The organism is Pseudomonas sp. BBP2017 (assembly GCF_003024385.1).
Lineage (GTDB): Bacteria > Pseudomonadota > Gammaproteobacteria > Pseudomonadales > Pseudomonadaceae > Aquipseudomonas.
The window spans coordinates 179,144-204,101 of record NZ_PVZN01000004.1; the positions used below are offsets into that span (position 1 = coordinate 179,144).

Below are 24,958 nucleotides of genomic sequence, written 5' to 3' on the forward strand. Positions count from 1 at the left end.
CGGCGCGTGGCGTCTACTCCGGGCAATTCTTTAAATGTCATCGACAACTGAAGTAAAGCAACAAAGGCCGCGGTCCAAACGCTGGTTGGGTCTGGCCGTATTGATGCTGCCAGTATTACTGGTGACGGTGGATAACACGGTACTGGGGTTCGCGCTGCCGAAGATTGCCGAGGCACTGCACCCCACCGCCAGCCAGCAACTGTGGATGATCGATGCCTACTCGTTGGTTCTGGCCGGGCTGCTGGTGTCCATGGGCAGCCTGGGAGACCGGATAGGTCATCGTAAACTGCTGCTGACCGGCTCATTGGGTTTTGCCATCATCTCCGTCATGACGGCTTATTCCAGCAGTGCTGCGCAGTTGATCGGCGGACGGGCCTGTATGGGGATCTTTGGCGCCATGCTGATGCCTTCGACACTGGCATTGATCCGCTCGGTCTTCGAGGATCGGGAAGAGCGGCGCCTGGCCGTTGCTATCTGGGCGACAACTCTGACAGTGGGGTCGGCGCTCGGCCCCTTGATCGGAGGCGTACTGCTGGAATTTTTCAGTTGGGAAGCGATCTTCCTGCTGGCAGTGCCGATACTGATACCACTGCTGATCCTCGGGCCGTGGTTATTGCCTGAGTCGGAGCCAGATGCGTCGGGCCCTCTCGATCTTTTGAGCATCCTGCAATCAATGGTCGCGCTAGGCGCGCTGGTCTATGGCATCAAGCACGTAGCCAGCGAAGGGGTGGACAGCCTGGCCATGGCTGCCTTTGCAATCGGTACGGCAAGTGGCTGGCTGTTTGTACGGCGCCAGCTGCGCTTGCCAGTTCCGTTGATGGACCTGACGCTATTTCGCAACAAGACCTTCAGTGGCTCTGTCGCCATCAACCTGATGAGTCTGGCCTTCCTGATCGGCTTTGTCTTTTTCGCCACGCAGTTCTTGCAAATCGTTCTGCGCATGTCTGCGCTCAATGCCAGCTTGGCATTGGTGCCTGGACAAGTCCTGGCGATTATCGTGGGGATGCTGGTAGTACCGGTAGCCCAACGGGTTCTGGTGCCTGTGCTGATACCCGTCCTGCTAGCGTTTACCGGCGCCGCGTTTTTACTGGTTGCCAGCCTTGGCAGCAGCCTGACGGTCGTGGTTGTCGCCTTTGCCTTATTGAATATCGGCGTGGGGGCAATTGCCACGGTGTCCAATGACGTGATTCTGTCTGCGGCTCCACCCAGCAAGGCAGGTGCCGCATCAGCCATCAGCGAAACTGCCTATGAAGTGGGTGTGGTGCTTGGGACAGCGGTGCTGGGAGGCTTGGTTACCGCCCACTATCGTGGAGCTTTGCATTTGCCAGCGTTTCTTACACCTCTGCAAGAACGCCTCGCCAGCGAAACGCTGGCCGGCGCCCATGCTGTGGCGGCAACGCTGACCGGTGATCAGGCAAGCGAGCTGATGAGCATCGCCGGGAACGCATTTGAAGGAGGTATTGGCTTGATGTCATGGGTGACATTCGCCCTGGCAGTGATCGCGATCGCCATTGCCCGCTGGACGCTGAAAGCGAATCAGGCAAATCCTCAGCCAGAACTGGGTTCGTAGAAGCTTGTCAGGGCCGATAGAGATGGGCATGGCTGGCGCGGTACAGCGCCGACTCGGAAAAACTGTCGCTGGCCAATACCTGTCCGACCAGGATCAGTGCGGTACGGCGAAAGCCCTTGGCCTGTACCTGCTGGACAATACCATCAAGGGTATCGAGCACCCAGTCCTGGTCCGGCCAGGTGGCACGATGGACCACCGCAATCGGGCAATCGCCGCCGTAATGCGGGCGCAGTTCCGCGACGATCTTGTCCAGGTGCTTGACCCCCAGGTGAATCGCCAGGGTGCTGCGATGGCGAGCGAGGTCGGCCAGTTGCTCGCCGGCGGGCATCGGTGACTTGTCGCCGTAACGGGTGAGGATCACGGTCTGGGCAATGTCCGGCAACGTCAGTTCGCAGCCGAGCAGGGCGGCGCTGGCCGCCACTGCGGTAACGCCCGGGACGATCTCGTAGGGAATGGCCAGTTCGCGCAGATAGCGAATCTGTTCACCGATGGCGCCGTACAAGCTGGGGTCGCCGCTGTGTACCCGGGCCACATCCTGGCCCTGGTCGTGCGCCTGTTTGATCGCCTCGATGATCTCTGCCAGATGCAGCTCGGCACTGTTGATCAGCGTCTCGGCGCAATGCCCTTCGAGCACGGCGGCTGGCACCAGGGAACCGGCATAGATGATCACCGGGCAGCGATGGATCAAGCGCTGGCCCTTGACGGTGATCAGCTCGGGATCGCCGGGGCCGGCACCGATGAAATAGACGGTCATGCGGAGTCCTTGAAGAGAAAGCGCTGATTATCCGCCAAAGCCAGTAGCCGTGGCCAATGCCAGGCTGGCGTTGGTCAGCAGGGTACGGGAAACGCGCAATCGTGCCGGGCCAGCAAAGTGTTCGGCCAAGGCCAGCGCCGCGCTTTCGGCGACGCCATAACAACCGCTGTGCTGGTAAGCAATGGCTGAACGATGGCTAAGGTGCTGTTCGAAGGCGGCCAGTTGCGTGGCACTGAAGAACAGCAGGGGCACCTTGAGGCGCCGGGCCAGTTGTTGCAGCCCGGGCTCGTCGTGCTTGAGGTCGATACTGGCAAGGCCCGCGACAGATGCCAGCGGCAGGTCGTGAGCCTTGAGGGTCTGTTCCAGCAGGTTGCCCAGGGTCTCGACCGGGCAACCCCGTCGGCAACCGAGGCCGACGAACACTTGCATGGGGTTCAGGCCTGGCTCGGACGACGGAACAGCCAGGCACTGATCAGGCCCAGGGCCAGCCAGAACGCGGCGTTGGTCAGCAGCGAAGCGATCTTGAACTCGGCTTCCAGGGCTTGCGGGGCAAGCATTGCATGCACTTCCGGTTGCGGCGCGCCAATCACATGGGGCAGCACCAGCAGCACCACGCCCAGCGCTTTAAGCAGCCAGTTGTGGGCGAACACGATCAACCCAAGCCCGACGGCGGTGGCGGCAGCGGTACCCACCCACCAGACCTGGCGTTGGGCCAGATCGGCTGCGGCGGTACCCGGTAGCTCCGGTGGCAGGCCCAGGGTGGGGGCCAGACAGAACACGGCAAAACCACCCAGGCCCCACAGTGCGCCACTGACCACGCTGTTTGGCGCGCGCAGGGTATACAGCGCGGCCAGGATCAGGGCAAAGCCGACAGCGACCACCAGGTTACCGCCCATGGTCGACAGCACACGCTGCCAGCCGTCTTCTGGCGCCCAGGCTTCGCTGTCGTGGTGGTGATCGGCGGTCACACCAGGGGCATGTTCATGTGCTTCAACCGCTGGCGCTGCGCTTTCATAGGTTTCCGCCTGAAGAATCAGCGGCGCGGCCCAGAAGCTTTGCAGCAGGGTCAGCAACAGGGCGGCCAGCAGGCCGGCAAACCCAGCGGTACTGGCAATACGCTTGATCATCGGACGGCACTCAGTGGCAAGGGAAGGCGGCGCTGTGGCGGGTATCGTGGGCAGCGTTGTGCACCGCTTCGATAGGCGAGAAACCGGCGAAGTAGACCAGGCACAGGCCCAGCAGCGAGGCACCTACGGCAACCAGCAGGCGCTGGCTGAGGCTTGAAGGGGTAACGGCTGAGTGACTGGCGGTACTGATAGGCATGGCGCTTTCCTCTTGGTGTTGTTCAGCAACAGGCAAGCGCAAGAAACCCCTGTACGGAACTCGCCCAGGGGTTGCAACAGCGCCCGCCCACCGCGGGTTTGTCAGATCAGTGTTGGGCCGGTCTCCGGGCTGGCGAGGGCTGAAAGAGTGCTCAGCCAAGGGCGTCACCTTCCCATGCCGGACGACAGGCACAGTGGTTCTGACGCTTTTCTCACTTACCGTTGCGGGGGCAGCACCGGACTTGTCGTACATCACTAATAGAAGGTGTACGACGCACCGGTTTCCCAGTTTCACCCTGTCAAGGGCACCCAAACGAATGGTGCTAGCAAATCACGGGCGAAGGCAGGCGTCAATCGTGACAGCAGTTGACCGCTCACCGGGCACTGCGTAGCCTAGCCGCTTCGAGGTTCTTCGGCGTTGGCCGAAGCTAAGACGGGAACACGGTTAAAGCCGTGGCTGCCCCCGCAACTGTAAGCATTGAAAGGTTCGACACAGCCACTGCGTCCCTGCGGGAAGGCGTCGTTCGACTGGCCTCTGGCCGGTGCAATGCAAGCCAGGAGACCTGCCTCGAACAGCTTCTGACATAAACCGGGCGGGGTGATCCGGTGGCGAACGCGCCCAGGTATTGATGCCTGTGGCTCTCGTCCCGCATGCCCGCCACCTTGCCAAAGGGCATCCGATGAAAACACTGGCCAAACTCCCCGTCACCATCGTTACCGGCTTCCTCGGTTCGGGCAAAACCACGCTGCTGCGGCATATGCTCGACAACGCCCAGGGCCGGCGCATCGCGGTGATCGTCAACGAGTTCGGCGAGCTGGGCATCGACGGCGAGATCCTCAAGCAATGCAGCATCGGTTGCACTGAAGAAGAGGCCAGCGGCCGCGTCTATGAACTGGCCAACGGCTGCCTGTGCTGCACCGTGCAGGAAGAGTTCTTCCCGGTGATGTGTGAGCTGGTGGCCCGCCGTGGCGATCTCGACCACATCCTCATCGAAACCAGTGGTCTGGCGCTGCCCAAACCACTGGTGCAGGCCTTCCAGTGGCCAGAAATCCGCAACGCTTGCACGGTTGACGCGGTGATTACCGTGGTCGACAGCCCGGCCGTGGCCGCAGGCACCTTTGCTGCTTACCCAGAGCAGGTCGATGCCCAGCGCAAACTCGACCCGAACCTGGACCACGAGTCGCCATTGCACGAACTGTTCGCCGACCAGTTGGCCAGTGCCGACCTGGTGGTGCTGAACAAGGCTGACCTGATTGGCGCCGATGATCTGGCCAAGGTCCGCGCCGAAGTGCAGGAAGAGCTGCCGCCAGCGGTCAAGGTGATCGAAGCCAGCAGCGGCCGTCTGCCGCTGGAAGTGTTGTTGGGCCTGGGCGCCGAATCGGAAGCGCATATCGATGGCCGTCGTACTCACCACGATTCGCACCATGATGGCGATGACCACGACGATCATGACCACGATGCCTTCGACTCGATCTCCATCGAGCTGCCCGAAGCCGACGAGAGCCTGCTGCTCGATGCCTTGACCCAACTGGTGGTGCAGCACGGCATTCTGCGGGTCAAAGGATTTGCGGCAGTGCCTGGCAAACCGATGCGTTTGCTGATTCAGGGCGTGGGCACCCGCTTCGATAGACACTTCGACCGTGCCTGGCGCAGTGAAGAACCGCGCACCACGCGCCTGGTGCTGATTGGTCAGGAACTCAACGCGGCGCAACTTGAAGCGAGCCTGCGCGCCGCCCTGAGCGCCTGATCCATGCACCTGCTGCGGACCCAGCCCGGTGGTTTCGTACCGGACGACAGTATTGCCGACCTCGGCCAGACCCCGGCCGAGCTGGTCATTCTCTGCAGCGGTGACTCGCACCTGGCACTGCTGGCCGAAACCGCCCAGCAGTTGCCCGAGGATTTCCCCAGCCTGCGTCTGGCCAACCCGATGCAGGTACAGAACCATGCCTCGGTCGACCTGTATATCGACGAAGTGCTGCGTCATGCCAAGGTGATTCTGGTGTCGTTGCACGGTGGCGTTGGCTATTGGCGCTATGGTGTCGAACAGCTGCTGGAACTGGCGGCCAGTGGCGTGCAGTTGATCCTGGTACCGGGTGATGATCGCCCCGATCCGGAACTTACCCGTTTAAGTACTGTGTCGGCAGAGCAAGCCGAGCGGCTCTGGCACTTCTTGCGCCAGGGTGGCAAGGCCAATGCGCTGAACCTGTTCAACTGCCTGGCCAGCCAGTGGTTGCAACGCGATTATCCCTGGGGCGAGCCGCAGCAGTTGCCGCGTACGGCGGTGTATCACCCGCGCAAGGCCAGCGCCGAGTTGGCTGACTGGTTTTCTCAGTGGCAGGTCGAGCAACCGGTCGTACCGATCCTGTTCTACCGCTCGCACTTGCAGGCGGCCAACACTGCCTTTATCGATACCTTCTGCGAGCGCTTGCAACTGGCTGGGCTCAATCCTTTGCCGATTGCGGTGGCCAGCCTTAAAGAGGCCGGCTGCCTGAGCCAGGTCGAAGACTGGCTCGATCAGGTCGACGCCGCATTGATCATCAATACCACCGGTTTTGCCCAGTCCAGTCCCGAACAACCGCACTTGCGGCCGTTTCGCCGGGATATTCCGGTGCTGCAGGCAATCTGCGCCCAGGACAATCAGCCAGGCTGGGAAACCAGCGAACAAGGCCTGGGCGCCCGCGACCTGGCCATGCATATTGTCTTGCCGGAGCTGGACGGGCGCATCATTACCCGGCCGGTCAGCTTCAAGGACCTGGCCTGGCGCAGCGAGCGCAGCCAGTCGGATGTGGTCTGTTATCGCCCGCACGCCGAACGCATGGACTTTGTCGCTGAACTGGCCCGGCGCTGGTGCGCACTGGCGCAGCTGCCCAACCAGGACAAGCGCGTCGCCCTGATCCTGGCCAACTACCCGACCCGTGATGGACGCATCGGCAACGGTGTCGGTCTGGACACGCCAGCGGCAGCCTTGAACATCCTGCGCGCCCTGCAGGCGCAAGGCTATCCGCTGAGCGCCTTGCCCGACAGCGGCACGGCGCTGATCCAGGCGCTGCTCGGCGGCGTCAGCAATGATCTGGACAGCCTGGATCAGCGCCCCTGCCTGCAAAGCATGGCGTTGCAAGACTATCGTGCCGCCTTTGCCGCCTTGCCCCAAGCCAATCAGGACGCTGTGCGCGAGCGCTGGGGCGAACCGGAGCAGGACCCGATGTTTCGCAGCGGGCGGATGATGGTCGCGGGTCTGCGCTTTGGCCTGACCTTCGTCGGCATCCAGCCGGCGCGTGGCTATCAACTGGATCAGAGCGCGGTGTACCACGATCCCGACCTGGTGCCGCCGCACGGCTACCTGGCGTTCTATTTCTGGCTGCGCCACGGCTTTGCCGCCGACGCGTTGATCCATGTCGGCAAGCACGGCAACCTGGAATGGCTGCCGGGCAAGGGCGTGGGCTTGTCTGCCAGTTGCTGGCCGGACGCGTTGCTCGGGCCGCTGCCCAACATCTATCCGTTCATCGTCAATGACCCGGGTGAGGGCGCTCAGGCCAAGCGCCGCACCCAGGCGGTGATTATCGATCACCTGATGCCGCCGTTGACCCGCGCTGAAACCTACGGGCCACTGCGTCACCTTGAGGCCCTGGCTGACGAATATTACGAAGCACAACTGCTCGATCCACGTCGAGCCCGTGAGTTGCAACGGGATATTCTCGAGCTGGTGCGCGATAACCATATTGACCGCGAGCTGCAGCTTGAAGGCGCGCTGGACGACGCTGCCGTGTGGCTGCCGCGTCTGGACACCTACTTGTGCGACCTCAAGGAGTCGCAGATCCGCGATGGCCTGCATGTATTTGGCGAGTCGCCAAGCGGACGCTTGCGCATCGATACCTTGCTGGCGCTGTTGCGGGTCGAACGTGGCGATGGCCGAGGCGCCAATGCCAGTTTGCTGCGGGCCTTGGCCAGAGCGCTGGCGCTGGGGTTCGATCCACTCGATTGCGACCTCGGCGAGCCCTGGAATGGTCCGCGTCCGACGTTGTTGCAGGCGCAGGATCTGGCGCTGTGGCGTACTGCGGGGGATACCCGTGAACGCCTGGAAATGCTCGCCGGTCATTACATTGCACACACTTTGGCTGGTACCGCTCAAGTGCCGCAGGAGCCGCAGTGGTCAGACGTGCGGGCCGTACTTGAGGCGCTGCAACAAACCATCGCACCGCAATTGGATGCCTGTGGCCCGGCTGAACTGCAAGGGCTGCTGGCAGCCCTGCAAGGCCGCTTCGTTCCGGCCGGCCCCAGTGGCGCCCCCAGTCGCGGGCGCCTCGATGTGCTGCCGACCGGGCGTAACTTCTATACTGTCGATGTGCGCAACCTGCCGACTACCACGGCGTGGCGTATTGGTTTTGCCTCGGCCAACCTGATCCTTGAGCGCCACCTGCAGGACCACGGCGATCACTTGCGCCAGCTCGGCCTTTCGGTGTGGGGCACAGCGACCATGCGTACCGGCGGCGATGATATCGCCCAGGCCATGGCTCTGCTCGGCGTGCGCCCGGTATGGGCCAGCGGCAGCCAGCGAGTCGACGACTTCGAAATCCTGCCGTTGAGCCTGCTGGACCGGCCCCGGGTGGATGTGACGCTGCGGGTGTCGGGATTTTTCCGCGATGCCTTCGGTAACCTCATCAAGCTGTTCGATGCGGCGGTGCAGGCGGTGGCGGCGCTGGACGAACCTGATGACCTCAACCCGCTCGCCGCCAGGGTGCGCAGCGAGCGTGCCGAATTCGAGCGCCAGGGCATGAACGAGGAGCAGGCTGCGCGTCAGGCGGGCTGGCGGATTTTCGGCGCCAAGCCCGGGGCCTATGGCGCCGGCGTGCAGAACGCCATCGACGGGCACTTGTGGCATGAGCGCAAGGACCTCGCTGAGGTCTACCTCAATCACGGTGGCTATGCGTACGGCGCCGCGGACGAGGGGACACCGGCGCGGGCCGATTTTGCCCGGCGCTTGAGCCAGGTCCAGGCAGTGATTCACAACCAGGACAATCACGAGCATGACCTGCTCGATTCCAACGACTACTACCAGTTCCAGGGCGGCATGCTGGCGGCGGTGGAAAGCCTGGCTGGCAACCGGGTGGCCAGTTACCACGGTGACCACAGTCAACCGGACCGCCCGCGCATCCGCACCTTGAAAGAAGAGCTCAACCGGGTAATCCGCGCCCGTGCGCTCAATCCGAAATGGATAGACGGGGTCAAGCGTCACGGCTACAAAGGTGCCTTCGAGCTGGCGGCCACCGTCGATAACCTGTTCGCCTTCGATGCCACCACGCACCTGATAGACGACCACCATTACCAGTCGCTGGCCGAGGCCTATGTGCTTGACGGCGCGACCCGCGACTTTATCCGTCAGCACAACCCCCAGGCCCTGCGCGACATCACCGAGCGCCTGCTCGAAGCCCAGCAGCGCGGCCTGTGGGAGCAACCGGGGGACTACCGCGAGGCCCTCGAAGAGCAACTGCTGGACGGTGAAGAAGAGACTTGAGATGACTGAACCTGCACATTTTCCTCTATCTGCGGTGGTCGGCGCCGAAGCGTTGAAGCTTGCTCTGTGCCTGACCGCTATCGATCCGAAAATCGGTGGCGTATTGATCGAAGGCCCACGCGGTATGGCCAAGAGTACCTTGGCCCGGGGCCTGGCCGATCTGCTCGGTGAGGGGCCGTTCGTGACCCTGCCTTTGGGCGCCAGTGAAGAGCGCCTGATCGGTACGCTTGACCTGGACGCGGCGCTGGCCCAGGGCAAGGCGCAGTTTTCTCCAGGCGTACTGGCCAAAGCCGACGGTGGTGTTCTTTATGTCGACGAGGTCAACCTGCTGGCCGATCATCTGGTCGACTTGCTGCTCGACGTCGCCGCCAGCGGTACCAACCGGGTCGAGCGCGATGGCATTTCCCACCGCCACAGTGCACGGTTCGTGCTGATTGGCACCATGAACCCGGAAGAGGGCGAACTGCGTCCGCAGCTGCTTGATCGCTTTGGTCTGAACGTCGCCCTCGACGGCCAACCGGCGCCCGAAGCCCGTGGGCAGATTATCCGTCGGCGCCTGGACTTCGACGCCGACCCTGAGGCTTTTTGCCTGCAGTGGGCCGAGGCGCAAGCACAATTACGTGCCCGTTGTCAGGCTGCCCGTGAACAGTTGACGCGGATTGCCCTGGACGATCAGGCCCTGGCGCAGATCACCGAGCGCTGCTTTGCTGCCGGGGTCGATGGCTTGCGCGCCGACCTGGTGTGGCTGCGCGCCGCCCGCGCTCATGCCGCCTGGCGCGGTGCCGGGCAGATCGACGCTGATGATATAGAGGCAGTAGCCGAGTTTGCCTTGCGTCATCGGCGTCGCGAGCTGCCACAACCGCCTGTGCACAGCCCTGCGCCGGAACCTCAAGCTGGCCATGGCGCAAGTACCCAGCAAGGGCAGGGCGCCTGGGGCGAAATGCCGCCGCAAGCGACAGCGACCGGTGCCCGCCGCGAGGTGCCGAACTGGGCAAAAAAGCCCTGAGCATCCGTCGCCCCCGGACGGCGGATGCCAGCCCCGGGCCTGGTGCGATCAAGCAAGGAGCGCGCGGGCGTGTCCGCGAGACAGCACAGGGCACAGCCGTGGCCTGGTCGGCTACCTTGCTCAAGGGCCGTCCCCGTCAACGCCGTGACCTGTGCTGGCAGCAACGCACAGCCAGCGCTCATGAACTGTGGCTGGTGATTGTCGACGCTTCGGCCTCGACCCGGCGTTATCAGGCCTTGAGCCAGGCCAAGGGCTTGCTGGCCGAGGTTTTCGATCAGGCTTACCGGCAACGTGCGCGCCTGACCCTGCTCACCGCCAGTGGCCATGTGCCGCGCTGGCAGCGTCATGGCCTTAAAGCCTCCGCAGCTTTGCGGCCTTGGCTCGACAGTCTCGGTGCAGGTGGCGGGACGCCATTGCTGGCTGCGCTGGAGCAGGCGCGGCACTGGCTGCAGGCGCGCCAGCGTCAGTATCCGCATGAACAGCAGCGCTGCCTGGTGCTGACCGATGGCCGGCTCCACGCCTGGGAGCCGCTGCAACCGCTGCCGTGCCCGAGCCTGCTAGTGGATATCGAGCGTTCGCCAGTGCGTTTGGGACGTGCACGTTTATTGGCGCAGCAGTTACAGGCCGACTACCGGTCGATTGAAAGTTTCAAGGTGTTGGGTAAATAAGGTGCGTGCAGAAACTGTATGAAAGTGTCGCTGCGACTTAGTGCCGCAGTATAACTTTTGAAAAAACCAACTTGCTTGCCGCGCATCACGAAGATGCGCGGCCATCATAGTAAGCTGGTACTGGCGATACTTACTTTGGCATCGACCAGGGTTGCAGGTGGCAACCTTGTTTTTGCAACTCGGCGCGCATCTCTTCAATCAAGCTGGCCAGTTGGTCGGGGTCGGAGTAGGTGCTGCTTGGCACCTGCTTGCCACCAATGCGGGTGCTGGTCCGGTCGATCACTGCCAGGCTCAGTTCACCTGTACCGTTAGGCGAATCCCAAGCAACACACTGGAAGGGTTCGAAGGCGTGGTCGGCAATCAGCAGTGCTTCGTTGACACGGAGCGGGGCGTTCATGGGTTCGGTCTCTCTGTGGGCCCAAACAAATTAATAAACAACCGCATCAGCGGTGAGTTACTTGTACTGATGCACGCAGTACAGGGTTGAGTCACAAGCATCTTGAAATTTTTTTGATTGAGTGCAAAAAAAGCGCTGGCAACTGCGCGTGAGACGCTGAAAGTTCAAGGAAATTCCCCCGGCGAGCCCGAGTCTTGATACTTTGCGGACAAACGGTAGTGGGCGTTTGACGCATCGTTGCTACTGTTACAGACGGGCCCGCCAACTTGCTGTTTCTACATAAATTTCCAACAATTGGCGCCAAGGAAAGGTCATGCTTGAACCTGCATCCAACCGCCGCCTGCTGATCGTCGATCCTTGCGATGATTGTCACCGTTTGTTGCCGGGCCTGCGCAATGTCGGCTGGGATGTTCACAGTTGTACTTTGTCTTCGGCCCCGGAACATCCTTGTGATGTCGGCCTGCTTCGCCTGCAGGCCATGCACCTGCAGCGCCCGGATGCGGTGAAAGACCTCATCAGCCGCAGCAATACCGAATGGATTGCGGTGCTCAGCGCCGAAGAGCTGCGCATGCAGAATGTCGGTGACTTTGTCTGCGAATGGTTCTTCGATTTCCATACCCTGCCGTTCGATGTCTCGCGGGTGCAGGTCACTATTGGCCGCGCCTTCGGCATGGCGCGCCTGCGTGGCAAGGGCAACGTACATGCCGATGAGCGTGAGCACGAATTGCTGGGTGACAGCCGGCCGATTCGCGAGTTGCGCAAATTGCTCAGCAAACTGGCGCCCACCGAGTCGCCGGTGCTGATTCGTGGCGAGAGTGGCACAGGCAAAGAGCTGGTGGCACGAACCCTGCACCGTCAGTCGCAGCGCCATGACAAGCCCTTTGTGCCGATCAACTGTGGGGCCATTCCGGAGCACCTGATACAGTCCGAACTGTTCGGTCACGAAAAGGGCGCGTTTACCGGAGCGCACCAGCGCAAAATAGGCCGCATCGAGGCTGCCAACGGCGGCACTCTGTTTCTCGACGAGATTGGTGACCTGCCACTGGAGTTGCAGGCCAACCTGCTGCGATTCCTCCAGGAAAAGCACATTGAGCGGGTCGGTGGTGGCCAGCCGATTGACGTCGATGTGCGTGTTCTGGCGGCAACCCACGTTGACCTGGAAAACGCCATCGCCCGCGGGCGCTTTCGTGAGGACCTGTATTACCGGCTCAATGTCCTGCAAGTGGTCACTGCGCCATTGCGTGACCGGCATGGCGACCTGTCGATGCTGGCCAACCACTTTGCCCATTTCTACAGCCTGGAAACCGGGCGGCGCCCACGCAGTTTCAGCGAGGACGCCTTGGTGGCGATGGGCAAGCACGACTGGCCAGGCAATGTACGCGAGCTGGCCAACCGGGTCAGGCGTGGCCTGGTGTTGGCCGAAGGCCGGCAGATCGAGGCTCCGGATCTGGGGTTGCTCAGCCAGGATGCTTTCGCCCCGAGCATGGGGACCCTTGAAGATTACAAACATCGGGCCGAGCACCAGGCGTTATGCGATGTGCTCAACCGGCACAGCGACAACCTGAGTATTGCCGCCAAGGTACTCGGGGTTTCCCGGCCCACCTTCTACCGGTTGTTGCATAAACATCAGATTCGCTGAGCAGCGCCGTTCCACAGCGCATGAAGCCCGCCGAAGCGGGCTTTTTCATGGGCGCCAGCATTAGAAGTAGTACGGAAACTTCAGGCTGAAGGAGAAGTCTGGCGAGTCGTCGGTCAGGCCAATGGCAAGGTTCGGGACGATTGTCAGGTTGTCGGTGGCAGCAAGGGTCATGCCGATGTTGAAGTTTGCCGAATTGTAGTCGCTGCTGGAAATCGATTGCCAGTCGCCACCGTCGGGCTTGATCTTGCTTTTGTCGGCAAACTGGTCGGTGAACGAAAACGACATACTCATTTTCTCGTTCAAGGCAAATGCAATACCGGCACCGATCTGCCAGGAGTTGCCGAGCTTGACGTCACCCGGAACTTTGCTGTTGGCCGTGGGGCTGATGTCGCTGAACGAATCTTCCATATTGTAGGTATACGACAGGCTGCCGAAGAGCACGGCAGGGTCATAGGTCTTGACCAGCGAGATACCCGGAGTGATCGCCCAGACCCCATTGCCGGTAGGCAGTTCTTCAGGTACCGACAAGTTGTCGTTATTCGGGTCATTGACCAGTTTGATGCCATAGGGATCTTCACCGGTCGGGGCCTTGACCCGCAGGGTGAAGACCGCGTCAGGCAGGTTCTCCGATTCATCGAGGAATTTGTAGGCAACCCCGACGTTGATATCACCGATGGTCGGGTCGCGGGTGACGGTTGCGTCGGAGGTGGCCGGACCGGCGCCACCTGCGCCGCCAGAGGAGTACGTGGATTCACGGTAGACCACTGGGACGTTGATGTCGAACTGCCAGCGTTGGTCCAGGTTGTAGCGGGCTGTCAGGTCCAGGGTCCAGTTATCCGCCTTGATTCGGTCGAGGTTGATATTACCGAGGAAAATCGAATCCAGGGCCAGGAAGCCGTTGAGCACCAAGGCACGGGTATCATAGTGCGTGTAGGTCAGGCCGGTTTCGACGCTGAACTTGCCGCCTCCGAAGAAGCCGCTGGCTTCGTCATACAGGTTGGAAACGCTTTGCGCAGGTTCTGAGTCCTCCTTGAGCGATTGGCCGTATGAGCTGCCTGTGGTTCCCGGCGCACCTGCGGCCACCGACTGGCCACCCCTGACCGTTTCGGCGGGGGATTTGGTCAGGCGTTTGGGAGCCGGTGTTGCAGGTGTCGCTTCGACCTGGCGAACGCGCTGCTCAAGTACCATCAGCGCGTTCTGTTGTGCTTCGTAACGTTGTTTCAACTCCATGAGTTCTTGTTTTAGTGCTTCGACCTGAGGGTCCGACGCTGCGTAGAGCAATGTCGCCGGGGTCAGGCTACTCAAACAGACGATAGCTCTGAACGTTAACGATCGGTGCATGGGTTAGCCGTCCCTTCTGACTACATGTGATGAGACTGAGCGTAGATCAGAATCCGAGAGTGCGAATTCCTTTGAGCTGGTCCAGGCTGCCGTTCAGCGACCCGGCTGTCGGCACGTTGTCACGCAGCACGACATTGAGGGAGGTGAAGTTTCTGACCTGGTTGCCACCGCCAAGCAACGTCGTGTTCTGCATCAGTCCACCCTGGGCGATGCGTTGCACGGTACTGCCCTGGTTGTTGTTGGCCATGATGTTCAATTGCACACCGTTACCGGTCGAGGTAACACGCATCGAGCCCGCACCATTGGAGCCGACCAGTGTCGAGCCTGCGGCCAGTGCCTGGCCCTGCTGTTGCGTGGCTGGCGCCTGGTTAGCCTTTGTGACGTTGATATCAACCTTGTTATAGGCGGTGTTGTTGTCGCCGGCAGCACGCACGACTTGCGTGACGCCTTGGGTACTGTTGAGGCCGCTGCCGCCTGTGACGGTGCCGGTGCCGGTGCCGGTGTTTTGCGGGCGCGCTGAGTCACCGCCTTTGGCGTCGATCATCGACACATAGAACTGTGGCTTGATGGTCGATTGTTGAATTTGCATCGAGGAAGTTGCCCCGATCACTTCACCTTTGGCATTTTGCCAAGTGCTGCTCATGACGATGCCGAAGCTGATGATCCGCCCCGGCATGACATAGCGGCCTCGCAGGTTCGCCAGTTCCTGATCCTTGAGTTCGATGGGTTTGAATGTCTGTGCCTGGGTCGGCAGGCTGGCGGCCAGGCACACTACGACTAGCCACAGTGGAGTCTTCATTGCATGCTCCCGGAGCGTCGTGCTCCCTTATCATTAGAAGAGTCAGTTAGAAGAAGTCGCTTTGGATGAATCCGAAGTCCATCAACTCTGCGTCCCGCACCGGGCTGAAGGTATTCACGCGGTTCTTGGCTGTCAGCGGCATAGGAGGGTCGAGCAAGGCATTGGTTTTGTCGTAACCCTTGCCGATGACGGCGAAGATGATGCCGTTCCAGCCTTTTACAAAGTCGTCGATCGAGTAGCGTTTATGGCCGAGCACCGGATCACCGATATACACCCAGCCTTTGTCGACTTTTTGCATGACCACAAAATGTTTGTAGCCACGCACATCCATTAATACCACCACCGGAATGCGGATATTGGTCAAGGTGTCGGGTGCTACCCGGTAACCACGGGCACGCATGCCCAGGCTTTCCACATAACGCTTCATATCGAGCATGGAGAAGCCCTGAACCCGGACAAGATCCTGATCAGAGTTCGCCAGCATGCCTTCAATGATCTGTTCTTCATTTACGTCCAGCCAGTAGGCCTGGCGCAATATGGTCGCCAGCGCCGCAGCGCCGCAACTGAAGTCGGTTTTCTGCTGCACCAGGTCGGCGAATTTGCGCTCGCGTACGCTCTGGATGGGCTTGTAAATCACCGCACCACCCGGCAACACGGCAAGTGGCATCTGGGCCGCTTCGCTCTGGCTGGTCAGGCAAAGCAAAAATGCCAAGGCAATAATGCGCATGATCGGACGCCCCCCTGGTTCTTTTGAAAAAAGGCCCCCCGAAGGGGGCCTCCAGGCCACAACAATCAGAACGATTGGTTGGAAATGGCCAGCGAGTTGCTTTGCTGGTTGCCTACACCGGCAGCCACGTTGACGCCGAGGTTGCCGCTGCCACCATTTACCGAACCACTCAGGGTTGCAGTGTTGGTCACAGGGTTTGCCCAGCCAGTTGGGGTCAGCACTTGGTAGGAGTAGGTGTTGCGCAAGTCATAAGAGCTGCTTTCAGCGAACTTCTTCTCTTTCTCGTACTCAGACTCGGACGATTTGCTGCCCGATTTTTCGAACGAGGACTTGTACGACTTATCAAACGAGGAGTTGAACTCTTTTTCGAACGAAGATTCGGACTTTTTCTCCCAGCTTTTTTCGACATCAACGTCAAGATTTGCGTTGAGCTCGGCTTCTACAGACTTGGTGATACTGCCGTCGTGGCGACGGCCGTAATCCCAAGAAACGGTCTTGCTGGCATCCGCATCCACGTGCAAGGAAGCGAGCAGATGAGCTTCGGAAGATCCACTTGCTTCATGCTTCTTGGAGCCGCTGGCATCAAAGTGTTTGCTGCCTTCAACGCTCCATTGGTTTTTGCCTTTGACTTCAAACTGCGACGATGAGCTCTCCTTGCCGCTTGCTTCGAAAGATTTCTCGTACGAGGACTTGCCACTGGCCGTTTTGGTAAACGTCAGGGTATCCACGCGGTAGGTCCGATCAGCGTCGTTGATCACCACCAGGCCAGGACCGGTTTGGTTGGCGGACGCGGTGGCGGTTGCGTTACCGAGCGGGGCATTGGTGTTGGCAATTGCCATGGTGTTTTTCTGCTGGTTAAGGTCGCCGCCAGCAATGTTGATGCCCATGTTGCCGCTACCACCATTGCCCGACCCACTCATCACCGCAGAGTTCGTGGCGCCGTGGTTGTAGACCTTGTTGTTGTTGCTGTGTTGCCTGACTCTGGCGGTGGCTTCGGAATAGCCAAAGACGAAGCTGTTATCGATGGCACTGGAGTCGGCGCCAGCGTTTGCGATGGCGGCCGCGTTGTCTTGTTGGTTGCCGGCGCCTGCCGCCACGTTGACGCCGACGTTGCCGCTGGTGCCCTCTGCGGATTCGCTCATCTCGGCTTCGTTGATAGTGCCCTTGTTGACGATCTTGTTATCGTAACTGCTCTGCCTATCGTACGCATTGGCAGTGGCGTCGACATAGAACGCTTTTGGAGGAGGGTTGTGGTGGCCGTGATGATGGCCATTACCACGCCGATCGTTCTGTTCAGCTTGTACAGCAACAGCCATGACCGCAGCAATTGCGAAAACCAGAGGCTTTAGTGCCATCGAGGGTTTCATGGTGATTCTCCGTACTTTATTTTAGGTTAAGTGTTGTTCTTACCTTTTTGGGTCAATCCGCGACCCGGACGCTCAGGGTGTTGGCCATTCGGTTTCCCACCCCGGCGCTCTGATTCAACTGAATCACCCCGCGGCTACCGGTGAATGCCTGGTCACTGGTAGTGACCTGGCGATGGCCGGGTGCAGAGTCAGTTGGATCGGAGCCGTTGAACAGCGTCACGTTCTGTTGCATGAGGACGCTGTCGTCGATACTTTGCGGTTGAGTACTGAGGCTGATACGTAGTGCGTTGGCTTGCTGGTTGCTGGCGCCGCTGCTCTGGTTGACGCCCAGCGCGCCGTTGCCGTTGCTGAAGGCGTCGCCCTGGATGCTGGACCGGGCATCGATGTTGGGGTCGACAACAGTGCGCAGCCGCTGGCGAATCTCGGTGGTCGCGCTGGCGCTATGGCCAATGGCGAAAGCCCGTACGTTGGCTTGCTGCTGTAGATCGCCGGCAGCCTGGTTGACAGTGAGGTTGCCTTGGTACTGCTTGCCGGAACTGTCGATGTTGGCGTTATTGACCACGGGGGACTGGGCGAAGGCCGGTGCACTGCAAAGGGCGGCCAGAATCAGCAGCGTGTGCCTCATCTCACTTGCCTCCCGTCAGGATCTGCAGGGGAGCCAGGCCCTTCTGGACGCTAGAATTGACCATGTTGGAGATGCCGTTGCCGGAGCCTGTGGAGCGTCCACCGGCGAGGTTGGGCAATTGCGTCTGGTTGCTGATATTGCCGCCCAGATTGTTGGTCTGTTGGGTGACCAGGGCGCTAATGCCTGCACCGCTGCTGATGTTGGCAAAGTCACCATCGCTCAACTCGTTTGTTTGCTTGAGGATCTGCGCGGACGGGTTGGTATTGACAGTGACCGGGCTTGGATCGGGAACGAGGGGGGCACGCGTTGCCATACGCGGTTGCACATCGCGGGTGATGACGACGATGCCGTTTTCAGCCTGGGCAGGCAATATGAAGCTCGATCCCAATGCACATCCGACCAGCAGGATGCGATAAATGCCTTTATCAAATTTCTCCACGGCGGCAATTCCTTCTTCTGTGTGCTGGCCCTTTTCAGCGTTGCAAGGGAGGCAGCAGAAGATGTGCCGATTTTTGTTACTGGTTCAGAATCAACAGGTTGAGGACGTAATCGGCGCGCGCCGGGATTTTGTTGTATCAATCATGAGACACAGGCGTGCCAAATAGTCGCTTGGCAGGCCGCAGGCTGCGCCTGAAGCGTTTTTCAGGGGGTGTATCACCGGATTAACAACCGCACCGGTTCTGGGGAGTGTCACGCAAATACGGGGTATTTGACCCTGTGGGGTGTATCAGCGGTCTAACACTCGGTGGCGCATGCCGGGGATTTGCCATCCAGTAATTGCTGTACGGCATTCAGGGCTGCCGCGCTGCGCCGGGCCCAGTCACCGCCAATGACCTGGACAGGCTGGTGATTGCGCTGTAGCCAATCGAGGCTGTCAGCAAAAAACGCCTGACGTTGTTCCAGGGCCGGTTGGCAGCGCTGACCATCGCCGACCCAACTCACGCCTGCGGGATCAAGCAGCAGGTGCAAGTCGTAGCTACGCGAGAGCAGCGCCTGTTCAATCCAGGCCGGGCAATCATCGAACAGCACCCGGCTCCAGAGGAGGTTGCTCAACAGGTGCGTGTCGAGGATCAGCAGTTCGGGCTGGCGGGCACGGGCGGCGTCTTCCCAGGCCAACTGGCCGCGAGCGATTGCCGGAATATCGGCATAACAGGTGTCGCGGCGATGTTCGTCGATAAAGTGACGCACATACTCACTGACCAGCTCCCCACCGAAGTGGGCCTGGATTTCGCCGCTCAACCAGCTCTTGCCACTGGACTCGGGACCGCTCAGGACCAGGACCTTCATGCGTTGACCAACGCCGGATCGCGGCGCCACTCACGCCAGCCCTGCACGGCGATCAACGTGAACAGGGCATAGAGAGCCGCCGTCAGGTAGAGCGCTTTGTAGAGGAACAGGCCAACGAAGATCACATCCAGCACGATCCATAGTGGCCAGCACTGCACGCGCTTCTGTGCCATCCATAGCTGCGCCACCAGGCTGAAGGCGGTCAACGCCGCATCCAGCCAGGGTTGTGCGGCATCGGTCCAGCTGGCCATGGCCGCACCTAAGGCCAGACTGCCCAGCAGACCCAGGCCGAGGCCGAACAGCAGCGCCTGGGTATCCAGATGGGTTACCTGAAGGGCTTCGCGCTGGCTGTCCGGGCGCGTCCATTGCCACCAGCCATAAAGCTGCAGCACGGCATAGACCAGTTGCAGGAGCATGTCCGAGTACAGGCGCACTTCAAAGAAAATCCAGCTGTACAGCAGCACCATCACCAGGCCTATCGGCCAGCACCAGGGGTTCTGTTTGGTGGTGAGCCACACGGCGATAACGCCGAGCACGGCGGCGAACAGTTCGAGGCCGGACATCGGCGCTCCTTGGCAGGTTCGGGAGGAGGGCGGGGATTGTACCTTGTGGCATGGCAGATATCACAATCCTGGCTGTGAGAGCGGGCTTGCCCCGCGATGCGGTGTGACTGACAACCTGCAATCGCCGGGCAAGCCCGCACACCGGTGTTGCATTACACCCGAAACTGCCCCAACAATCGGTCCAGCTGCTCACGCAACTGGTTCAGTGCCACCCCGGCACTGCTCGACTGCTGCGCCGCTGTGGCAGTCTGGCGGGAAAGGTCAGCAGTTTCAGTGACGTTGCGGTTGATCTCTTCGACCACATGGGACTGTTGCAGGGTCGCACTGGCAATCGAGGCGTTGAGGGCGGTGAGGTTGTGCAGAGCGTGACTGATAGCGTCCAGACTGACACCCGCCTCGTTGGCCTGTTCGATGGTCTGGCGCGATGCTGCGCTGCTGGCGTCGATAGCCTTGACCGCAGCCTCCGACTGACCCTGAAAATGCTCGATCATGCTCTGGATTTCGGCTGTCGATTGCTGGGTGCGCTGGGCCAACAGGCGTACTTCATCGGCCACCACGGCAAAGCCACGGCCTTGTTCGCCGGCCCGGGCTGCCTCGATGGCAGCGTTCAGGGCCAGCAAATTGGTCTGTTCGGCAATCGAACGAATCACTTCCAGAACGCTGCCGATCCGTGTGCTTTGGCTGGCCAGGGTCTGGATCACCCTGACCGCTTCATCGATGGTGCCTGACAACTGATCGATCTGCTGCAAGCTGCCATGGATACTTTGCTGGCCCTGTTCGGCGCGGTGCTGGGCGTCGCGCATTTCGCTGGCGGCCTGTTCGGCGTTCCTGGCGACATCCTGCACGGCATAGGTCACTTCATTGATCGCGGTGGCCACTTGCTCCATCTGCGCGGACTGCTGTTCGCTGTGTTGTTGAGCCTGGTTGGCGTTGCTGCCGACGTCTACAGCTGATTGCCCCAGGGCATGCGCTGCGCCCTGCAGTTGGCCGATCACTCCCTGCAACTTGCCGGTAAAACGGTTGAAATATTCGCCCAGCTGGGTCACTTCATCGCGGCCATGGGTGTCCAGGCGACGGGTCAGGTCGCTCTCGCCGCTGGCGATCATGGCCATGGCGTCCACCGCCTCCTGCAAGGGACGAGCGATGCTGCGGGCAATCAGTACCACCAGCAGGGTCATGACCAGGGCAATGCCAAGCCCCAACAGCGAGGCGTCGCGCAACTGGCGCATGAATTCGCTCTGCATGTCATCGATATAGATCCCCGAGCCAATCACCCAGCCCCAAGGCTTGAACAACTGGATGTAGGAGGTTTTCTCGACCGGCTCGCTGGCACCGGGTTTGGGCCAGCGATAGTCGATGCTGCCAGCCCCCCGGGCTTTGGCCAGCGCGGCCATTTCGTTGAACAAGGCAAAGCCGTCCGGGTCACGAATCGCAGAGAGGTCCTGGCCATCGAGTTTGGGGTTGGTCGGATGCATGATCATCTTCGGCCCCAGGTCGTTTATCCAGAAGTAGTCGTTCTGGTCGTAGCGCAAGCCGCGCACAGTGCTCAAGGCTTGTTGCTGGGCCGCTTCGCGGCTCAGGGTGCCAGCTGCTTCCAGGCCCTGATAGTAGGCCAGTACGCCGGCGGCGGTTTCTACCACATGTTGAGTCTTTTCGGCCTTGGCCTGATACAGGTCGCCGTGGATCTGCCTGAGCATCAGCAAGCCCAAGGTCAGTAACATCACCACTGCCACTACCAGAATCAGCCACAAGCGGCGGCTGATCGACATATTTCGTAGAGTCTTCATGGAACAGTCACCCCGGATTCTTTTTATTGTCCTGCGCATCCCAGCATGCTTTTTTCCAACCACCTACTCGACCAAGGACTAAGTGCCTGATCCGCCAAGGTGTGTAGTGCCGAGCAGCAGCGTTTATACAAGAGGTCTGATAGGATTTCGGCCCGGTCGGGACAAACCTGAGGGTGAGTGAACTTTTCCGTCGACTTTGCGACCAACTTTCGCTGTTGAACGACCGGGCATTCAAATCGGCTTTGGCTTATGGAAACTACAACGGGGGCATGCCGTCGGCATCGCTTCGTGGGGGAATAATGGATCTTTGGACTGGCCTGCAGGCCGTCATTTTGGGTATCGTCGAAGGCTTGACCGAGTTCTTGCCGATTTCTAGCACCGGCCACCAGATCGTTGTCGCGGACCTGATCAATTTCGGTGGTGAGCGGGCGATGGCCTTCAACATCATCATTCAGTTGGGGGCGATCCTGGCCGTGGTCTGGGAGTTTCGCCGCAAGATCTTCGACGTAGTGTTGGGCTTGCCCAAGGAGCAGCAGGCACAACGTTTCACCGTCAACCTGCTGATTGCTTTCATGCCGGCGGTGGTCTTGGGCGTGCTGTTTGCCGACCTGATCCACGCCTTCCTGTTCAACCCCATCACCGTGGCGGCTGCCTTGGTAGTAGGGGGGGTGATTATGCTCTGGGCCGAGCGTCGTCAACATGTGATCAAGGTCGATCAGGTCGATGATATGCGTTGGTCCGATGCCTTGAAGATCGGTTTTGTCCAGTGCCTGGCGATGATCCCGGGGACTTCGCGTTCCGGCTCGACGATCATTGGCGGCCTGCTGTTCGGTTTGTCACGCAAAGCCGCCACCGAATTCTCGTTCTTCCTGGCCATGCCTACCATGGTCGGTGCAGCGGTGTATTCGGGCTATAAGTACCGTGAGCTGTTCCAGCCTGGCGATTTTCCGGTATTCGCCATTGGCTTTGTGGTGTCGTTCATCTTTGCCATGATCGCTGTACGCGGGTTGCTGCGTTTCATCGCCAACCACAGCTATGCCATGTTCGCCTGGTACCGGATTGTCTTCGGTCTGATCATCCTGGCGACCTGGCAGTTCGGTTGGGTTGACTGGGCGACGGCGCAAGGTTGAGTCGATGAGCCGCTCACAACCGTCTTCTCGACGCGCCAGTACCGCCAACGGTGCTGTCCAGCACCCGCGTAGCAAGCTGTTGGTCTTCGTCGGTCTGTGCCTGTTGCCGCTGGGCGGTGCGTTGCAGATGCTGCTAAGTGGGCAGTCCTGGCTGCCCGCAGTGGCTTATCCGCTGGCCAGCCTGGTGAGTTTTGCCCTGTATTGGCGTGACAAGCAGCAGGCACGCAGCCAGGGCTGGCGCACCCCGGAAAAGGTGCTGCACGCCAGCGAGTTGTGCGGTGGCTGGCCCGGGGCACTGTTGGCCCAACAGGCCTTTCGGCATAAAACCCGCAAACTGTCGTTTCAGCTGAGTTTCTGGGCCATTGTCGCCCTGCATCAGGTGTTCTGGATTGACCATCTGGTGCTCGGTGGCCGTTGGCTGGGCAGCGCCCTGGCGCCGCTGCTCAGATAAGCAGGCCCGGCTGCAGGCGCTTTGGCAGGCGCCTGACCACCAGTTGGTGGGAGCGCTGCAGGAGGTCGCAGAGTTCCTCGCGGCCCATCGGGTAGGGTGGTGTCATACTGATCCAGTGAGCCCGCGCCAGGTAGGGCGCCGGGCGCACGCCGGGGCGGTCGGCATAGCCAAGGAACAGGTCACGGTCGACTTTGAATGACAAGCCGGCACCGGCCAGGTCCAGTACCGCGAACATTTTGTTGCCGGCGATCGAAAACACCCGCACACCGCCCCATTTGTAGTCTTCCCGCGCACCGGGCAGGCTCAGGCAAAAGTCCGCTACCTGCGCTTCACTCATTGTGCCCTTAAACATAACGTTCCCCACAGTCGGCAAACGACGCGACCAGATGGTCGATCCACACCCGCACAGCGGGTAGCAGGCCGCGCCGGTGAGGGTAGACCGCTTGCAGATAGCCTCCGGGCAGCGACCAGTCTGGCAGCAGCCGCACCAGTTCGCCACGCGCCAGCTCTTGCTCGCAATGCATGATCGGCAGGGCGGTAAAGCCCAGGCCATCCACCGCTGCCGCTTTGCGCACGAGAAAATCATCAATGGCCAGGCGTGCCTCCATGGCCAGTTCGTGCTTGTGACCACGGCTGTCGAGCAGGCGCAGATGGACCAGGCGGTCGGCGTCCACGGCACCGAGCATCGGCAGGCCGCTGAGGTCTTCGGGTGTCAGCGGGGCATGGCGAGCGGCAAACGCCGGCGCTGCCACCAGGTACATCTGCGCCTGGCGCAGGCGGCGGGTGACCAGGGCCGGGTCTTCATCTCCCAGATCGCGGACACGCAGGGCCACGTCAATGCCTTCGGTGATCAGGTCAACCCGGCGATTGAGCAGGACCATGTCCAGTTGCACCTGCGGATACTGCTGAAGAAATTCGCTGATCACCTGCGGCAAAAGGGAGTGCGCCAAACCCACCGGGCACGACACCCGCAGGCGGCCTCGGGGTTCGCTGGTCATGCTGGCAACCGCCTCGTCGGCCATCTCCGCTTCCAGCAGCATGGCCTGGCAGTGGCGCAGGTAGCGCTCGCCCACCGCCGTCAACTTGAGTTGGCGGGTGGTGCGCTGCAGCAGGCGCGTGCCCAGGCGTTCTTCCAGTTCAGCGATACGTCGCGACAGCCGCGATTTGGGGATCCCCAGCAAGCGTCCGGCGGCGGCAAAACCACCGGCTTCGACCACCCGGGCGAAGTAGAAGAGATCGTTGAGGTCTTGCATGGCGATTACCATTGTCCTGTCAGTAGGACAAACTAACGCATTTTTGCTTACTTATCAGCTATTCGCCGTCCGAGTAGGATTCTCCCCATCGTGATCGCCCAGATGCGGTCTTCAATCAGGAGAGTCCCATGAAACTGTTGCATATCGATTCGAGCATCTTGGGCGACAATTCCGCCTCCCGTCAGCTGAGCCGCAGCGTGGTCGACGCCTGGAAAGCCGCTGATCCATCCCTGGAAGTGGTTTATCGTGATCTGGCTGCCGATGCCATCAGCCATTTCTCTGCCGCTACCCTGGTTGCCGCCGGCACCCCGGAAGCACTGCGTGACGCCGCACAGCAACACGAAGCCCGGCTGAGCCGCGAAACCCTGCAAGAGTTTCTGGCTGCCGACGCGGTAGTGATTGCTGCGCCTATGTACAACTTCACCGTCCCGACGCAGCTCAAGGCCTGGATCGACCGCGTTGCGGTAGCCGGCCAGACCTTCCGCTACACCGAAGCCGGCCCGGAAGGCCTGTGTGGCAACAAGAAGGTAATCCTGGTGTCCACTGCCGGTGGTCTGCACGCAGGCCAGGCGACCGGTGTTGGCCATGAAGAGTTCCTCAAGGTGTTCCTCGGCTTCATCGGTATCACCGACCTGGAAATTGTGCGTGCCCACGGCCTGGCCTATGGCGAAGAGCATCGTGCCAATGCCTTGAGTGCTGCTCAGGCGCAGATCAGCAACGAGCTGTTCGCCGCCGCTTGATCAGCACTGGCGCACGACC

Annotated in this window: 25 protein-coding genes, 1 pseudogene and 2 riboswitches; of the genes and pseudogenes, 9 read left to right on the forward strand and 17 right to left on the reverse strand. The window is 60.7% G+C overall.

What is annotated here, in order from left to right:
- Nucleotides 1-103 precede the first annotated feature (103 nt).
- Complete coding sequence (locus C6382_RS07960) at nt 104-1,570, forward strand: MFS transporter (protein WP_107023962.1); 1,467 nt, start codon at nt 104-106, stop codon at nt 1,568-1,570.
- A 7-nt stretch (nt 1,571-1,577) separates the two neighbouring features.
- On the opposite strand, the gene cobM is transcribed toward C6382_RS07960, so the two are convergent.
- From cobM to C6382_RS07980, 4 genes are read right to left on the reverse strand one after another with little or no spacing between them, the layout of a single operon-like run.
- Nucleotides 1,578-2,324, reverse strand: a complete 747-nt coding sequence (gene cobM / locus C6382_RS07965) for a precorrin-4 C(11)-methyltransferase (protein ID WP_107023963.1) — start codon at nt 2,322-2,324, stop codon at nt 1,578-1,580.
- A 27-nt stretch (nt 2,325-2,351) separates the two neighbouring features.
- The gene (locus C6382_RS07970; RefSeq protein WP_107023964.1) at nt 2,352-2,753 is read right to left on the reverse strand and encodes a cobalamin biosynthesis protein; all 402 of its coding nucleotides are present in this window, start codon (nt 2,751-2,753) and stop codon (nt 2,352-2,354) included.
- Between the two features lie 5 nt (nt 2,754-2,758).
- Entirely contained in the window at nt 2,759-3,451 is a 693-nt protein-coding gene (locus C6382_RS07975) for a CbtA family protein (RefSeq protein WP_107023965.1), read from the reverse strand.
- A 10-nt stretch (nt 3,452-3,461) separates the two neighbouring features.
- Complete coding sequence (locus C6382_RS07980) at nt 3,462-3,647, reverse strand: CbtB domain-containing protein (RefSeq protein WP_107023966.1); 186 nt, start codon at nt 3,645-3,647, stop codon at nt 3,462-3,464.
- Nucleotides 3,648-3,744: 97 nt separating this feature from the next.
- A riboswitch (cobalamin riboswitch) is annotated at nt 3,745-3,974 on the reverse strand.
- Between the two features lie 60 nt (nt 3,975-4,034).
- A riboswitch (cobalamin riboswitch) is annotated at nt 4,035-4,232 on the forward strand.
- A 94-nt stretch (nt 4,233-4,326) separates the two neighbouring features.
- Here C6382_RS07980 and cobW point away from each other — a divergent pair.
- The 4 genes from cobW to C6382_RS08000 all read left to right on the forward strand — a co-directional run bounded on the left by cobW (nt 4,327) and on the right by C6382_RS08000 (nt 10,833).
- Entirely contained in the window at nt 4,327-5,394 is a 1,068-nt protein-coding gene (gene cobW, locus C6382_RS07985) for a cobalamin biosynthesis protein CobW (RefSeq protein WP_107023967.1), read from the forward strand.
- Between the two features lie 3 nt (nt 5,395-5,397).
- Nucleotides 5,398-9,159 carry a cobaltochelatase subunit CobN gene (cobN, locus tag C6382_RS07990; protein ID WP_107023968.1) on the forward strand — a complete coding sequence of 1,254 codons (3,762 nt, stop codon included), beginning with the start codon at nt 5,398-5,400 and terminating at the stop codon, nt 9,157-9,159.
- 1 nt (nt 9,160) lies between these two features.
- Nucleotides 9,161-10,165, forward strand: coding sequence for an ATP-binding protein (locus C6382_RS07995; protein WP_107023969.1), 1,005 nt, complete (start codon nt 9,161-9,163; stop codon nt 10,163-10,165).
- Between the two features lie 98 nt (nt 10,166-10,263).
- Nucleotides 10,264-10,833 (forward strand): VWA domain-containing protein, encoded by a 570-nt coding sequence (locus C6382_RS08000; RefSeq protein WP_107023970.1) that lies wholly within the window; start codon nt 10,264-10,266, stop codon nt 10,831-10,833.
- A gap of 130 nt (nt 10,834-10,963) precedes the next feature.
- On the opposite strand, the gene C6382_RS08005 is transcribed toward C6382_RS08000, so the two are convergent.
- Nucleotides 10,964-11,230, reverse strand: coding sequence for a hypothetical protein (locus C6382_RS08005; protein WP_107023971.1), 267 nt, complete (start codon nt 11,228-11,230; stop codon nt 10,964-10,966).
- Nucleotides 11,231-11,543: 313 nt separating this feature from the next.
- Here C6382_RS08005 and C6382_RS08010 point away from each other — a divergent pair, with 313 nt between their 5' ends.
- Nucleotides 11,544-12,869, forward strand: coding sequence for a sigma-54 dependent transcriptional regulator (locus C6382_RS08010; RefSeq protein WP_107023972.1), 1,326 nt, complete (start codon nt 11,544-11,546; stop codon nt 12,867-12,869).
- A gap of 60 nt (nt 12,870-12,929) precedes the next feature.
- Here the strand turns inward: C6382_RS08010 and C6382_RS08015 are convergent, their stop codons facing one another.
- From C6382_RS08015 to C6382_RS24640, 10 genes and pseudogenes are all read right to left on the reverse strand, one after another.
- A complete protein-coding gene (locus tag C6382_RS08015; RefSeq protein ID WP_107023973.1) occupies nt 12,930-14,210 on the reverse strand; it encodes a hypothetical protein in 1,281 nt (426 codons plus the stop codon).
- A gap of 46 nt (nt 14,211-14,256) precedes the next feature.
- Complete coding sequence (locus C6382_RS08020; protein ID WP_107023974.1) at nt 14,257-15,009, reverse strand: hypothetical protein; 753 nt, start codon at nt 15,007-15,009, stop codon at nt 14,257-14,259.
- A gap of 46 nt (nt 15,010-15,055) precedes the next feature.
- Nucleotides 15,056-15,736, reverse strand: coding sequence for a C39 family peptidase (locus C6382_RS08025; RefSeq protein WP_107023975.1), 681 nt, complete (start codon nt 15,734-15,736; stop codon nt 15,056-15,058).
- 65 nt (nt 15,737-15,801) lie between these two features.
- Nucleotides 15,802-17,103: a heme utilization protein gene (locus C6382_RS08030; RefSeq protein ID WP_107023976.1), complete on the reverse strand. Its 1,302-nt coding sequence runs from the start codon at nt 17,101-17,103 to the stop codon at nt 15,802-15,804.
- Between the two features lie 52 nt (nt 17,104-17,155).
- The gene (locus C6382_RS08035) at nt 17,156-17,728 is read right to left on the reverse strand and encodes an adhesin (RefSeq protein ID WP_107023977.1); all 573 of its coding nucleotides are present in this window, start codon (nt 17,726-17,728) and stop codon (nt 17,156-17,158) included.
- Nucleotide 17,729: 1 nt separating this feature from the next.
- Nucleotides 17,730-18,167: a hypothetical protein gene (locus tag C6382_RS08040; RefSeq protein WP_107023978.1), complete on the reverse strand. Its 438-nt coding sequence runs from the start codon at nt 18,165-18,167 to the stop codon at nt 17,730-17,732.
- Between the two features lie 296 nt (nt 18,168-18,463).
- The gene (locus C6382_RS08045; RefSeq protein ID WP_107023979.1) at nt 18,464-19,015 is read right to left on the reverse strand and encodes an AAA family ATPase; all 552 of its coding nucleotides are present in this window, start codon (nt 19,013-19,015) and stop codon (nt 18,464-18,466) included.
- The gene (gene pnuC, locus C6382_RS08050) at nt 19,012-19,578 is read right to left on the reverse strand and encodes a nicotinamide riboside transporter PnuC (RefSeq protein WP_107023980.1); all 567 of its coding nucleotides are present in this window, start codon (nt 19,576-19,578) and stop codon (nt 19,012-19,014) included. The genes C6382_RS08045 and pnuC overlap by 4 nt, the downstream gene beginning before the upstream one ends.
- A 152-nt stretch (nt 19,579-19,730) precedes the next feature.
- Complete coding sequence (locus tag C6382_RS24635; RefSeq protein ID WP_371919587.1) at nt 19,731-20,465, reverse strand: methyl-accepting chemotaxis protein; 735 nt, start codon at nt 20,463-20,465, stop codon at nt 19,731-19,733.
- A gap of 123 nt (nt 20,466-20,588) precedes the next feature.
- A pseudogene (locus C6382_RS24640) lies at nt 20,589-21,404 on the reverse strand (cache domain-containing protein); the annotation flags it as partial.
- A gap of 260 nt (nt 21,405-21,664) precedes the next feature.
- Here C6382_RS24640 and C6382_RS08060 point away from each other — a divergent pair.
- Together C6382_RS08060 and C6382_RS08065 are read left to right on the forward strand one after the other, a co-directional pair.
- A complete protein-coding gene (locus tag C6382_RS08060) occupies nt 21,665-22,495 on the forward strand; it encodes an undecaprenyl-diphosphate phosphatase (RefSeq protein WP_107023982.1) in 831 nt (276 codons plus the stop codon).
- A gap of 4 nt (nt 22,496-22,499) precedes the next feature.
- Nucleotides 22,500-22,946: a DUF1294 domain-containing protein gene (locus C6382_RS08065; protein ID WP_107023983.1), complete on the forward strand. Its 447-nt coding sequence runs from the start codon at nt 22,500-22,502 to the stop codon at nt 22,944-22,946.
- Here C6382_RS08065 and C6382_RS08070 read toward each other — a convergent pair.
- Together C6382_RS08070 and C6382_RS08075 are read right to left on the reverse strand one after the other, a co-directional pair.
- Nucleotides 22,939-23,298 carry an MmcQ/YjbR family DNA-binding protein gene (locus C6382_RS08070; protein WP_107023984.1) on the reverse strand — a complete coding sequence of 120 codons (360 nt, stop codon included), beginning with the start codon at nt 23,296-23,298 and terminating at the stop codon, nt 22,939-22,941. The two genes, C6382_RS08065 and C6382_RS08070, sit on opposite strands and share 8 nt — an antisense overlap.
- A complete protein-coding gene (locus tag C6382_RS08075; protein ID WP_107024091.1) occupies nt 23,291-24,199 on the reverse strand; it encodes a LysR substrate-binding domain-containing protein in 909 nt (302 codons plus the stop codon). Before C6382_RS08075 ends, C6382_RS08070 begins: the two co-directional genes overlap by 8 nt.
- Nucleotides 24,200-24,327: 128 nt before the next feature.
- Here C6382_RS08075 and C6382_RS08080 point away from each other — a divergent pair, with 128 nt between their 5' ends.
- The gene (locus C6382_RS08080) at nt 24,328-24,939 is read left to right on the forward strand and encodes an FMN-dependent NADH-azoreductase (RefSeq protein WP_107023985.1); all 612 of its coding nucleotides are present in this window, start codon (nt 24,328-24,330) and stop codon (nt 24,937-24,939) included.
- Nucleotides 24,940-24,958: the final 19 nt, after the last annotated feature.